General features: G+C 40.3%; 11 protein-coding genes. 6 read left to right on the forward strand and 5 right to left on the reverse strand.

The window, feature by feature from the left end; all coding sequences use genetic code 11:
- Positions 1-20: 20 nt before the first annotated feature.
- The gene (locus AC3KZC_RS19610) at positions 21-155 is read right to left on the reverse strand and encodes a hypothetical protein (protein ID WP_490579347.1); all 135 of its coding nucleotides are present in this window, start codon (positions 153-155) and stop codon (positions 21-23) included.
- 512 nt (positions 156-667) lie between these two features.
- Here AC3KZC_RS19610 and AC3KZC_RS19615 point away from each other — a divergent pair.
- Positions 668-2,653 carry a flavohemoglobin expression-modulating QEGLA motif protein gene (locus tag AC3KZC_RS19615; RefSeq protein WP_490579348.1) on the forward strand — a complete coding sequence of 662 codons (1,986 nt, stop codon included), beginning with the start codon at positions 668-670 and terminating at the stop codon, positions 2,651-2,653.
- Between the two features lie 229 nt (positions 2,654-2,882).
- On the opposite strand, the gene AC3KZC_RS19620 is transcribed toward AC3KZC_RS19615, so the two are convergent.
- The 3 genes from AC3KZC_RS19620 to AC3KZC_RS19630 all read right to left on the reverse strand — a co-directional run bounded on the left by AC3KZC_RS19620 (position 2,883) and on the right by AC3KZC_RS19630 (position 6,252).
- Positions 2,883-5,615: a CHASE domain-containing hybrid sensor histidine kinase/response regulator family protein gene (locus AC3KZC_RS19620; protein ID WP_490579349.1), complete on the reverse strand. Its 2,733-nt coding sequence runs from the start codon at positions 5,613-5,615 to the stop codon at positions 2,883-2,885.
- A 129-nt stretch (positions 5,616-5,744) separates the two neighbouring features.
- On the reverse strand, positions 5,745-5,936 hold the full coding sequence (locus AC3KZC_RS19625; RefSeq protein WP_490579350.1) for a hypothetical protein: 192 nt from the start codon (positions 5,934-5,936) through the stop codon (positions 5,745-5,747).
- A gap of 28 nt (positions 5,937-5,964) precedes the next feature.
- Positions 5,965-6,252, reverse strand: a complete 288-nt coding sequence (locus AC3KZC_RS19630) for an MBL fold metallo-hydrolase (RefSeq protein WP_490579351.1) — start codon at positions 6,250-6,252, stop codon at positions 5,965-5,967.
- Positions 6,253-6,482: 230 nt separating this feature from the next.
- Here AC3KZC_RS19630 and AC3KZC_RS19635 point away from each other — a divergent pair, with 230 nt between their 5' ends.
- Both AC3KZC_RS19635 and AC3KZC_RS19640 read left to right on the forward strand, forming a co-directional pair.
- On the forward strand, positions 6,483-7,136 hold the full coding sequence (locus AC3KZC_RS19635; RefSeq protein ID WP_490579352.1) for a DUF1826 domain-containing protein: 654 nt from the start codon (positions 6,483-6,485) through the stop codon (positions 7,134-7,136).
- 242 nt (positions 7,137-7,378) lie between these two features.
- On the forward strand, positions 7,379-8,023 hold the full coding sequence (locus AC3KZC_RS19640; protein WP_490579353.1) for an NAD-dependent epimerase/dehydratase family protein: 645 nt from the start codon (positions 7,379-7,381) through the stop codon (positions 8,021-8,023).
- 493 nt (positions 8,024-8,516) lie between these two features.
- Here AC3KZC_RS19640 and AC3KZC_RS19645 read toward each other — a convergent pair whose 3' ends face one another.
- A complete protein-coding gene (locus AC3KZC_RS19645; protein ID WP_490579354.1) occupies positions 8,517-10,574 on the reverse strand; it encodes a TonB-dependent receptor in 2,058 nt (685 codons plus the stop codon).
- Between the two features lie 302 nt (positions 10,575-10,876).
- On the opposite strand from AC3KZC_RS19645, the gene AC3KZC_RS19650 reads away from it, so the two are divergent.
- The 3 genes from AC3KZC_RS19650 to AC3KZC_RS19660 are packed head-to-tail and all read left to right on the forward strand — an operon-like array spanning position 10,877 to position 13,042.
- Complete coding sequence (locus AC3KZC_RS19650; RefSeq protein WP_490579355.1) at positions 10,877-11,143, forward strand: hypothetical protein; 267 nt, start codon at positions 10,877-10,879, stop codon at positions 11,141-11,143.
- The gene (locus AC3KZC_RS19655; protein ID WP_490579356.1) at positions 11,133-11,423 is read left to right on the forward strand and encodes a hypothetical protein; all 291 of its coding nucleotides are present in this window, start codon (positions 11,133-11,135) and stop codon (positions 11,421-11,423) included. Before AC3KZC_RS19650 ends, AC3KZC_RS19655 begins: the two co-directional genes overlap by 11 nt.
- Positions 11,420-13,042: a PepSY-associated TM helix domain-containing protein gene (locus AC3KZC_RS19660; protein ID WP_490579357.1), complete on the forward strand. Its 1,623-nt coding sequence runs from the start codon at positions 11,420-11,422 to the stop codon at positions 13,040-13,042. Before AC3KZC_RS19655 ends, AC3KZC_RS19660 begins: the two co-directional genes overlap by 4 nt.
- Positions 13,043-13,074: the final 32 nt, after the last annotated feature.

Raw genomic sequence — 13,074 nt, forward strand, 5'->3', positions numbered from 1 at the left:
CCAAAACTAATCACATAAAACTAAAAAATACTCTTGAATAATTGCACCGAAAAATATCCAATCGCACAACCTAGTAACACCCCTAACACAATACCTAAATATTTAAGACTTTTATCGGTACTACCAGACAACTCTTCAGCGTCGTGCTTGTTCATATTGACCATCCTTGTTAAATGTCTGCTTATCTGTAAGCAAATAATGAATTTAAACTTATCAAACTACGCAACCTTTGTATAACAATTGTGGACTAATCTCGCATTTAAATGATACCTGTATCTGTATTTCACCCCACATTACAGGTATCAGAGTTAAAAATCTCATAGTCGATAGTCCAATACACAGCTAAAAACTCCATCCCCACTAACCCTATTGACTCATAACATTGCCGTCACGCTACTTAAAAAATAAAGCTCTATCAGTATTTATTGATACCTAAAGGCCTTAATTCAGACTACACTTTCGCAGCAATTTGAGTCGTTTACTCTTGGCATAGACAACAAAAATAAAACTCGTCTGTGTTATATTTTTAAAAGGCTTAAATTTGTACAAATATAGCGCAAAATTTAAACGCTGCATCTACAGCGCACCTAAGTGTCTATTTAGGAAATTGACTATCTGGCCATGCAGTTTACTTTCACACAATCCAAATCTGAACAAGCGATAACAAATGCTCACATTATCTGAACAAGAATGCATTAAACTCATCAACCAAGGACAATGTTTTCACGCAAGTGTCGCAGAGGGAGCATTTACCTTAAAAATTGATGAGTACAGCCCATTAGTGTGCACCGCACTAACAAGTGGTCAAAATCTTCGTCAGGATTTAGCGGCAATTGCGACCATGAGCCAAGAAGAGCGCTTAACATTAAGTAGCCAATACTGTGATGAATTACTCTCATCGTTTCCCATCACTCTGATTGCAAACGACAGCAGCCTTGAATACGATTTAAGTCAGGTGAAAGCCCATGCCATCAAATCAAGCCTACCTTGCGGCACACCTTTGTGGCACAAAAGCTGGACCAGCAAACAACGCGCCCTGAGTCTACAAAAGCATGACTGTTTTTATACTGTACTTAAAGCGCTTGTGACAAAACTCGAGCAGCTGTTTAAACATGCCATGGTGGTAAGCCTTTGCAGTGTTGATACGAAACGACAGCCCACCACGTTTGCTATAGATATTAGCCAGCTTGATGTCTCACGTTTTAACAACATTAGTCAGCATTTTGTTCGCCAATTAAAACAAATTCGTTTACCCAACCTTGAAGTGAGCGCGCAAGCAACCGCTAACAGAGACAACCACCATTACCTGACAACGCATATTTACGCCCATTTTGATCACACCCTAGCCCTGCCCTTGTGTGTACAAGATGTTTTTTTGAATGAAACAAAAAGCGAGCTTTATCATTTAGTGCTCGATGAGCTAAAAGTCGGCCTTAAACAAGCAGTGTCTGAAACTGCCGCGTTTTTTATGCGTCGCTTTAGCCACAGCCGTAAAACACGTCGTGAAGATATTTTGTCTTCAGCGATTGCGAAAGAAGTACTTGATGTTGATAAAAAACTCTATGCCCTGTGTAAAAATGTCGGCACGCTTAACTTTATTAATCCTGTTAATTTAGCCAGCGAGCGTAAAAAGTTTTTCAGTAACAAAACCAGTTACACGCCACAGTTTAAATACAAACAACTCAACATTAATCCGCACCAATTTCGTGAGCAACTGTATAAATTACCGGTTGAGAATATTTTAGATGCCGACATACAACAGTTTTATCGCCGTTTTATCGATCATCTTGCCACTAAAATTGAATTATTAACCTCCATTGGCAGCAATGAGTTTATCTATAACTCGTTAAAATATTATGGTGAACCTGACAAAAACGACCTCGCTAACGCAGAGTTTTTATTGCGCGCTCCTGTCATTGCCAATCAAGAAGGGCCACTTGAGCACAATGCCGATGCCGCTGTGGCGTATTTTAAGCAACGTGCCAAAGACTGGGGCCTTGATTGTAAAATCGAAAAGTCAGCCAAATTAGTGGCTAAAGCCATGGTCAATAATGAAAAACACATTTTATACATCAATAAAGACACGTGCTTTTCTGATCAAGAACTGAATGCGTTTGCCCACCATGAACTGGGTATTCATATGGTGACTACCTTAAATGCCAAAAAACAGCCGCTAAAAGTGATGTCATTAGGCTTAATTGGTGATACGCACACCCAAGAAGGGTTAGCTATTTTAAGTGAATATAGTTCGGGCAGCTTAACGTTGCGCCGCCTACAAACATTGGCAATGCGGGTGGTTGCCGTCAACTTAATGCTGACACAACGTGATTTTTCGCATACTTTTCACACTTTACAACAGCGCTTTGCATTACCCGATAATGATGCATTCACGCTTACAACACGGGTGTATCGCGGTGGCGGCTTTACCAAAGATTATTTATACCTAAAAGGATTTAGGGACATGCTTAATTTGAGTGAAACCCAAGATTTAAGTGTATTACTGGTGGGTAAAACGGGCGTGAGTGATATTACGCTGTTAAATGAAATGGTCGAACGCGGCTTTTTACCCAAACCACAGAGTTTATTCTCACTTAAAATTGTGCCATCAACACCACCGAGCGTGATGGATTATCTGGTTTCAGCCATTTACTGACGTATTTATTGCTACAGTCATAGCCTGATTGCTCAGGCTATGACAAAACCTTTTGCCGATTGTGAGCTTACATCACACTGATGAACAGTATTATTTCAGTGACACTTTTGCACTTTGATGCACTTTGATGCACTTTGATGCACTTTTTAACATCGTTAATTCAGACAGACATTCAAGTTATTAAATAAGAGTCAGGTTATCTATCGCGTTATTGCTATATCCTTATCAACTACACCTTAACTTGATGCTTAATTAACACCGCTTTAAGATCAGTCTCACTAAATGGTTTATTGATAAAACCATTAATACCCAACGCCGCGGCCTTGTCTCGCTCAGCTTTGCCCACACTCGCACTTAAAATTACAATAGGAATATGCCGTAACATTTCAGCTTGCCTTATTAACTCAGACGCAGTAAAGCCATCCATGTTGGGCATTTGTAAATCCATTAAGATCAAGTCTGGGATATGACACTTTAAATAATCAAGGGCTTCTAAACCATCATTAACAATGTCACAATTTATGTTTAAGTTTTGCAAATGTTTTTGTACAACGATTTGATTAATCTTATTATCTTCAACAACTAATACCTTCATTGCGCTGAAATCGAAATTTTCAGCGTCACCTTCTGATGACTGGCATTGTGACTCTGCAGCAGATGCTTTTTGCAATGTTAATGTCACAATAAACTCAGCTCCTTGACCAAATTCACTACGTAAGACCACATTTCCGCCCATTAAACCGCATAGCTGCTTAACAATCGAAAGCCCTAATCCCGTGCCACCGTATTTTCGGGTAATTGATCCTTGGGCTTGTGAAAATGATTGGAATAATTTTTCTTGGTTATGCAACGCGATCCCGATCCCCGTATCGACGACTTTGATTAACAAGTTGCATTCTTCTTTGTTAATGGAGCATTCGCCAAATAGCGTAATTGTGCCTTCATCAGTAAACTTAATCGCATTATTTAATAAATTAATCATGATTTGTTTAAAACGTAAATCATCCCCTTCAACCGAAGTTGAAAACTCATCATTAAAATGGCATGCAATGATTAAGCCTTTGGTAGAAGCTTTATCATTTAGCATATCAACCACCGACAAAACCGCAGTTTTAGGGTTAAACGGCACCATATCGAGTTCGAGTTGGCCCGCTTGCATCTTTGAAAAATCCAAGACATCGTTAACTGTGCCAAGCAAAATGGTCGAAGCGTCATGAATTTTCGCTAAATAATCTTGAATATGCGCTTCATGGGTTTCACGTTTGGCAATATCACAAAAACCCATAATAGCATTTAGCGGAGTACGGTATTCATGGCTGATATTGGCCAAAAACAAATTTTTAGCTTCATTGGCTTTGATAAGCTCGGTATTTTTTTTCTGAAGCTCATGCGTACTACTACTGACTTTTTTCTTTAAGTGTGAGTTAAATGACACAATTACAAATACAAAAAAGACGCAAATCACCCCTAATATTGAGCCAATAAGTACAATCACAAAATCAACCCAATTAACAAGGGTTCGCTCAAACACATCAGTGCTTGAAAATGTCAGTACTGCTTTTTTATCAAACAAACTAAATTCAACAGCGTGTACCAAAGCATTTAATGATTCAAATGACCCATTAGAAAACACATTATTACCATATTGTAATTGATAGCTAAATGGTCGCGAAGCGTCGTGGCCAAAAACAGGGTCAAGCAAGACCTCTAGCTCCAAAACCACCTCAGTTAAGCCAATCAGCGAGTGCAGATTTTTTGGTTCAGACTTAGCAAATACAGGGTAATAAACAACCACACCTGTGGTTTTATTTTGTTGCTGAGCCAGCGAAAGTAAGGGAGTAATCGAAAACGTATGTGTTTCAATTGCATTTTTTGCCGTTGCTCCAGCAATTGGGTGGCTGGCAATATCAAGCCCAATAGCAGCTTGATTGCCCGCTAACGGAGCAAGGTACTTAATTGGTAAATAAAAGTCTTGCTGTGGTGCTTTGATAAATCCAGAGGATGTTAGCTGCTTAATTTCTTTATTATTAAATGATTCAGCAGCTAAAACCGATTCGAACGCTTCTTTATCTTCTAACCGAATAAGTGGCAACCAGCCAATCGCCCTCACTTTAACCTTCTCATCTTGTACAATGGCCGTAAAATCATTGAACTCTTCTCGGGAAATAAGCGCACTGGCCTGAAAAAATGCCTCTAATGCTTTTAAATATAATTTAATGGTTGATTGCGCACTGCTAATTTGCTCAACAAAAGGAGCCGTTGTATTCACAAACTCTTCGCGCCTATCGCGCTCAAAATTAGCCTGTGAAACACTAAAAATAAAACTCACCATCAAATACGCGACAACGCTGGTTACTATTGCCGCAAATGGTTTTTTGGCTTTTTTAACAAAGCGATTTGGATACAGAAATAAAATAATCGGCGTTAAAAATATAATTGAAAACGCATCGCCCACCCATTTTGTTACTGCGATATAGATAACAACTTCAGGTAACAATGGCGTTATAACACACAAAACAACCCCTACACAAAGGGCTGTTACCAAGGACGACACTGGTCCTGTTACAATTAAAAACTTAATTATTTCAAATGGATAGCTTACTCTAACAGGGAGTGCAAACACCCTAAAGACCAACCACCGGCAGAACATCAATTGGATACATCCAATAACAGAAAGTAGCAATGCCCAACCGAGCGAGACTTGACTTAATACACTATCTTGTAGCCATACGATACTGAGCGAACAAAATGCAGCCACTAATACCGGCCAACCAAATAACAAATACAAACCCAGTATTACACCTGTCGCAGGCCAAATAACACTGGCAAAGCCAAACGGGATAGTAAATAAACTACCTACTTGCACTAAAGCAAAATGAATGGAAAACGATAAAATAAAAATCAACACAGAGATCGATATCTTTAAGGGTTTTGCTATTTTAGCGCCGTGGTTACTGTGCATTTTGATTCCAAGTTCACCTTATAACTTTACGATATCAATTGAATAAACATGATTATAGTGAAATTATCTAAAAACTCTCTGTTAGATATTTTTTATGGCGTGTTTTGTTGCCATCAATAACATAACGTATTAATTGGTCGATTTAGGGAGCACAACCACCCCACCATCTTCTGCTAAGATAAGGTTTGCGTGATAAAACTGCCTCACTTCTAGTGATAAAGGTTTTAGCATACTTGGGCCATGATGGCGACTTGAAAAGTGGTACAGCGCCACTTGAAGAATACGGCATTGCTCGGCAAAATTGCGCCACCCGTTTTGCATCACTGTGCCCAGTATGTTTACTCACTCGTCATAAATCGTCACCGGTAAACGTGGCTTCGTGCACCAATAAATCAATGTCGGCACATGCGTTAGCCAACAGGTTTGGGTTTTCATTATCACCGCATATTAAAACCTTACGAGGCCGCCAGCTTGGGTAAGTAACGTCAGCACTTTTAATAAGATGCTGGTTGTACATCACATCTTGCCCACGCTGAAGTTGATTGTAATGCGGACCACAACCCACACCTACAGCGTTTAATTCGTCAATTCTAAGCTTATTTAAATACGCCCTTTTAAATAATTTTAAAACCGGCACAGGGCACTCAATACCGTAAAGGATGAATTGTGACTAAACAGCTTTCAAACGCTAACACTTGCTCATTATTAAGTGTTTCCCATGCAGTAAAAGTAAGCGAAAAAGCGGTTTCCATTTCAATAAATGCAAGCGCAACTAAAGTGCGCTCTTTAACGAGACAAAACTTTTGTATTGGATAAGATTAAATGATAAATTTGATACATTATCACATAACATTAATCCAATAACTCATGATGGCTCGACACTCGACACATAAAACACCCACTACAATTTATCCAATTAGTGATTCTGCCAATATTTTAAGCGAGATATATCAAGTTAATGCCTCTTTAGCCTGTTATTGCAGCCCTGCTAATTGGGCACTTTCACAAGCAGCTAAAAAATTTGCTAGCCAAAAACACGGTGAAATCCTGCGATATCAAGGCGCTGTTAATAACGATTTAGCAGAACATATTAGCGCTATTTTTCAGACAAGCACTCACGGTAACTTAATTACCAACCATGCCATGCTGATGCTCGATATGTTTGTGACTTTATTTGAACCAAAAGAAATTGGCATTCGCATTTTAAGTTGCGATCATGCTCATAGCCCCGCATTTCATCAAAATCAAATGAGTGCAAGGATGACCTCAACAATTGGTGGCACAGGGGAGCGCTGGATCACCCATGAAGATGCTGAATTTTTACCGATGCAACCTAACGATACTCGCCATCAGATTAAACAGCCAAATCAATCCATTATTAACCACTTTTGTGATGGTGATATTGCCGTATATAAAGGCTCGCAATGGATTGATCATGAAGTGCATGCTTTGATCACAGCTTCACCTGAGTTTAAAGGCCACGATGCAAGGCTATGTATTTATATTGATTTTTTAGCTTAATGGTCTCCAAACTCTGGCTATTTCTGATTTGACAGAATACAGCCAGAGTAAAGTCATCGGGTTATTTCCTATCCATGCGACCGATTAAAACTGAGTCATCTTTACCAGCTAATGAGTTACTCCCTGCATCTATAACTCTTTCAAAAATAAGATTAAGCATTGTTTTAGTCGTTAATATCATCAACAATCAGCGCACAAACAAGGTGTTTTTCGATAATTAAATAAACAGCAAGGTAAATTGAATGAACAATAAAGTCGCCATAGTGATAGGTTCAACAGGCCTTGTCGGGAATGCGTTAGTTAATCAACTTATTCTGACTAACTACCAAAAAATTATTACGTTTACACGGCGCCCTGCGCCTCATGGTTCAGCCAAAGTGATCAATCAGGTGGTTGATTTTGACCATTTAGAGCAACATGCCGCACTTTTTAACGCCGATGTGCTTTTTTCTTGTTTAGGCACCACGAAAAAAAGAGCGGGTTCAATCGCTAATCAACGTAAAGTTGATGTCGACTATCAATTTAGTGCCGCCCAATTAGCAGCGCACAACGCCATTCCCCATTACATTCTTGTTTCATCCAGTGGTGCCAATGTCAACAGCACAAGCTCCTATTTAAAAATGAAAGGCGAACTTGAGCAACAAATACTGATCCTGCCCTTTAAACGCATTAGTATTGTGCAACCGTCGCTGTTGCTTGGCACTCGCAATCATGACTTTCGCTTAGGCGAAAAGATGGGGAGCTATTTATTACCCTTTGTGTGTAAACTCCCTGCGCTCAAAAAATACCGACCCATCCGCGCCGAGCAAGTCGCCCTTAAAATACAAAAAATCGCCGACCAACCAGGCCCCAAAATAGAATACTTTAAACTAGATGAGCTCTTTTAATTCACGCTATTACCAAAAGCACAAAGTTACTTTGATTAGTCAGTGTTGCTTTAAAAGTGCTGCTTGCGCGTGATTTTTTTATAGAAGATTAAGCTATATACCCAATGGATTTCAATATTCGCGTAGGCGGCAAGTGCCTGAATCTTCATGAGCATAGATAACCTGAGCTCTGGATAATAAATTTATCTCCAGCGGCTACTTTCAACGCTAACGGCGTTGAATTTACTTACAATAGGCCAGCTATTGACGCGTAAATTCGCCTTGTTATCCTTAAAAGTTTCCGGCTACAGACTTGAAAAAATATTTACCAATTCAATATCAATACGTTAGTAAATCTCTTAACCAAAGTTCAGGTTAGATAAGCTATGTAATTGAGCTGAAAGTTCGTAGCCAACACCCGAGCATCTTGAAAGATGACGGGTATAACCAGTCACAAAAAAGGCCAGCACACTTTGTGTTGCTGGCCTTACATAAACTGAACTCATGCTTTTATTTAAAAAGAATAAGTAACGGACATACCTAACGTTTGTGGATCAACCACCGCAACATGTCCATGTGGATACCAGCCTGGTGGTTCATTGACTGTTAATGCTTTTTCGTCAAACAGGTTATTAATATAGCCACTAATCAACCACTGGCCATGTTCATAATCCGCATTTAAGCGCGTCAACATATAGTCTCCGGCAACACGCTCTTTGGTATTTTGAAAATCTGCATAATACTCATCAATGTACTGACTACTTAAAGCCATGCTAAAGGCATCATTAAACCAGTAGGTCGCGGCTAAATTTGCAGTGATCCCCGGCGCACTATTTAGCTCATTGCCGATGATAGAGCCAAAACTTGGTTGGGCTTCTTTTATCTCTGATTGTAATAAACCTAAGCCACCTTTTAATTGTAAATCTCGGGTCAGCATTGTAAAGACTTCAAGCTCAATACCACTGGTCGTCACTTTATCAATATTGGTGATTCTGCGTTGCATATTAGATGATTGATAACCATTGTAGTTATTAAAAAACACATTGGCACTAATATTCACATTGCCTTCGTCCAGTGAACTGCGCAATGTCAATTCATACGTATTAACCGACTCTTCATCAAAATAATAATATTCATTGTCTTGTGACATAGCGCCACCTGCTGAGTTATACCCTCGGCGCGCACTAGCAGAAATAGTCGTATCATCTGAATATAAATACTGCAACACTAATTTTGGCAACACGATTGTCTTATCTGTGTTTAATTTGTCACTTACGAGTCCATGTCGAGACTGCATGGCAAAATCGCGTCGCTGTTTTTCTTTTTCAACTCGGCCACCGGCAATCACACGGTATTGAGCGCCTACATCCACACTGACTTCACCATAAATCGCATTTGAGTCGCTGCGATCATCTCCCCCATACACATAGGCTCCTGTACTGCCAAAATCTTGGGTACGTTGATAATGCGCAAAACCGATGAATCCTTTGAAATGCGGAGTATCTAAACCAAAGTTATATTTCGCATCGATGGTTCTGCTGTCGTCTTGCATATCAACAAAGGTGTCCATCTCAGGGGTCGGTTCATAGCCATAAAATCCCCACTGATAATCCATAATCGCTACAATCAAGTCGATCGAACTGCTGTTATTAAGGCGATAATCAGCATTGATTGCATGCGTGTTAGATTCTGTGCTGACATCTCTTTGCCACACAGGGATGTAGGCCCAAGGATCGTCACCCGAAAAGTAATTTCGGCCTGTATCACCTGTCTCTTTGTTAAATGAGTAGCTATACATCACTTGAAGATCGTCATTTTGCTGCGGCTGCCACAAAAACTTACTGCGCACGCGCTGCGTTTTTACTTCATTGAGATCAAAGTTAGCAGGGTTGGTTTCATAATTAACGCCTTTATTATACGTATCGCCATCTACATTTTGAGCGGTGATCCGAAACGCCAATTGATCGTCTAAAATCGGGCCAGTCAGCATCAATGCGCTATCGAGATGATTCTCTTGATTGCGATAACCAACTCGAACTGCTCCATTCCAATCAAAACTCGGATCTTTGGTTTTAATAAAGACAGAACCTGCAATACTATTTCGGCCATTACTGGTCGATTGTGGACCACGAAAGACCTCTATTTGTTCAATATCCCACAGCCCCGTATCACCGGTTAAATCAGCAATAAATGGATCAACAACACCATCGACAATGGTTGAAACACGTGCTTTTGCACCGCCGGTAAACGAGTTAAATCCCCCAGCAGAACCATTGCCCGAGACACCTCGAATATCAGGTGCAGATCCATTAAGCACCACGACATTCGATACTTCAGAAATCGCATTTGAAATAGATGAATATTGCCCATTTGCTAATTGCTCAGCACTAATCACCGATACTGACGAAGTGGTATCTTTTAAAGAACGTTCTGTTTTTTCACCCATTACTGTAATTTTTTCAATAGATGTCATGGGATCATCAGCTGCATCTTCAGCCAATACACTAGCACTTGATAAAACTGAAACAATAGATAGTGCCAAAGCACTTAATCGAAATACATTTGCCGTCATACATCCCTCTGTAAGAACAAATAAAAAGCCTAAGTAAATACTTAGCGCAAAAGTGGTATAAGAAAAAATCAGCGTTAATGTACCAAATAGAAAACACAACATCAAATAGAAATCATTTCTATTTATATTTGAATTTAAATTTCAACTCCTTCATAATGCATTGCTTTTTTCAGTTTTATGGCCACTACCGAGCCCTCAAACTCAGTAGTGGCCATACCTTCTGCTTACATAGACACCACTATTTGAGCGTCGGACGATTGAGCGATTTGTTAAAATATGTTTTTCATGGAGTCGAAATTATCGTGTTTGAAATACTTGCTATCTTATTAGCGTTTTTTGCTGTTAGCTTGCTGTACCTCACCAATAAATATCAACACATTCAACAAAAACCGGCACACAAAAAGTACCGAAAATGGGCATGCGGATTGATAATCCTATCAATGCTGAGTTTATTGTTAAGCATGAGTGTCGTCAGCAGTGTGTTTTCGGTCCTCGTTGTATTAATGCTCATTGGTGCGAGCTTGCCTTTGTGCGCCTTACTGTTTAAAGGAGCAAAAAATGAAGGCTGATACTCATTTCAAACCCCATTGGTGGAGCAAAACCCTGATTGGTGTGTTTTTTGGGCTGTTTTTGGCCTATGGTCTAGTCGCTATTTTTGCTTGGTTTGGCCCCCATGGCATAGAAGGCAAAGACAAAGTGCAGTTTAATATGTGGGTGGTTTCCCCCCTTTGGTTAACTTTTTTAAGCCTCGTCTATTTATTCACAAATCGTCGCAACGCATTACTGTATTTTGGTGGTGCAAACGGCTTAGTTTATTCGGTGTACTTTTTACTCTGGAGCCTCCAATGAGAATCCCCAGTCCTATTTTAAGAACCTATCAAAACCTACACACTTGGACAGGCATCATTGCCGGGTTATTTTTATTTATTGGTTTTTTTGCCGGCGCATTAACCATGTTTAAAGCCCCTATCGACCAATGGACTTCGCCACCTAATACGGTATTAAGCCATCCCGAACCAATCCATTATGATCATTTAGTCAAGCAAGCTGCGTTGCAATTTCCTGACATGGCAAACAGCTTTACGGTTGATTTAAACCCCGAGCACAGCCCCCTTACTTGGTACGAATCTGGCAGTGATCGCGAGCCTGGTTTCAACGACCACATGCGCCATGCAACGTTAGATCAACAAGGCCAGCTCATTACCACAATGCAAACTCCAAACCGATTGGGCACCCTAATTGACTATCTGCACCAAAGTGCAGGGATCCCCGGTAAAATTGGTCATCATCTCGCAGGTGGCTACCTAGTTGGAATTGCAGCCATCCTGTATTTTTTAGCCCTTATTTCAGGACTCATATTTTTGCTCCCAACCCTGACCAAAAGCTTTTTTGCCCTGCGCACAGATAAAGGGGCGAGCCGCTTTTGGTTAGACACCCATAATTTACTGGGGATCACCAGTTTTCCCTTCCATGTCATTATTGCTTTAACGGCAGTTGTTTTTACTTTTCATGATTTTTTTTACGGTGGCTTATTCCTGATCTACGGCGAAGTTGCGCTATTTGCACGACCCGTAGGTGCTGCCGTCGCCTATCAATTGGACGCCTTACCAAGCCTGAGTGAACAAATAGCCGTTGCGCAATCTTATGTTGAAGGTTATCAAGTACAGGCCATGAGTTTTAGCGGCCTGACTTCCACCACCCCCTCGCTCACCGTGACCCTGCTGAATGAACACGAAATGATGCGTGGCCCAATGTATGACTATCTTTTCATGAATCCTTATACTTTAGAAATCGCAGGTTCAACCTTTAATCCAGGCAATGAAGGGATTTGGAGCCGGATCGTGGGGAGTTTTTTCGCCCTGCACTTTGGTAGCTATGGGGGAGAATGGGTCCGTTGGGTGTATTTTGCTCTTGGTTTAGCGGGCGCTGCGCTTTTTTATACTGGTAATTTACTCTGGTTAGAAAAAAGACGAAATAAACACTCTGCAGAGCAAAACAAAAGCTACACGCGCATGGCAGCTCTTACTGTCGGGGTGTGTTTAGGATCGATAGCAGGTGTTATGGCTGCACTGTTAATCACTAAATGGGCAACCATTTCGTTACTTAACGTCAATGAGCTTTATATGTGGGTCTATTATGGCGTATTTTTAAGTGCGCTATTTTATGCTTTTTGGCAAGGTGCAGCCAAAGCAGCCATTCATTTACTAGCGCTAATTACCCTTATTTGTATCCTGATCCCAATCACGAGTTTAACGACGGCTATTTTCCTACCGACGCCTTGGTTGATCATGCAAGGGCAAGCTTGGTATGTTGAATTAATCGCTATTTTGTTTGCCATCATTGCATATTATGGCCAACGAAAAGTGATCAAACGTGCCTATCAGGGCGAAGAAAATAGTATTTGGTTTATTGAAAACTCAACCTCGAACACACACGCAGTGCAGTTAACAATGGAAAAAAGCACTTAAACATCAACAGATTGATTCTAATAAAAAGCCGC

It is taken from the genome of Pseudoalteromonas sp. J2K-J031 (genome assembly GCF_058197095.2).

Bases quoted from the DNA above. Each gene is read 5' to 3' on its own strand.
- AC3KZC_RS19610 (WP_490579347.1), bottom strand. From the start codon at position 155: ATGAACAAGCACGACGCTGAAGAGTTGTCTGGTAGTACCGATAAAAGT.
- AC3KZC_RS19615 (WP_490579348.1), top strand. From the start codon at position 668: ATGCTCACATTATCTGAACAAGAATGCATTAAACTCATCAACCAAGGA.
- AC3KZC_RS19620 (WP_490579349.1), bottom strand. From the start codon at position 5,615: ATGCACAGTAACCACGGCGCTAAAATAGCAAAACCCTTAAAGATATCG.
- AC3KZC_RS19625 (WP_490579350.1), bottom strand. From the start codon at position 5,936: ATGCAAAACGGGTGGCGCAATTTTGCCGAGCAATGCCGTATTCTTCAA.
- AC3KZC_RS19635 (WP_490579352.1), top strand. From the start codon at position 6,483: ATGATGGCTCGACACTCGACACATAAAACACCCACTACAATTTATCCA.
- AC3KZC_RS19640 (WP_490579353.1), top strand. From the start codon at position 7,379: ATGAACAATAAAGTCGCCATAGTGATAGGTTCAACAGGCCTTGTCGGG.
- AC3KZC_RS19645 (WP_490579354.1), bottom strand. From the start codon at position 10,574: ATGACGGCAAATGTATTTCGATTAAGTGCTTTGGCACTATCTATTGTT.
- AC3KZC_RS19655 (WP_490579356.1), top strand. From the start codon at position 11,133: ATGAAGGCTGATACTCATTTCAAACCCCATTGGTGGAGCAAAACCCTG.
- AC3KZC_RS19660 (WP_490579357.1), top strand. From the start codon at position 11,420: ATGAGAATCCCCAGTCCTATTTTAAGAACCTATCAAAACCTACACACT.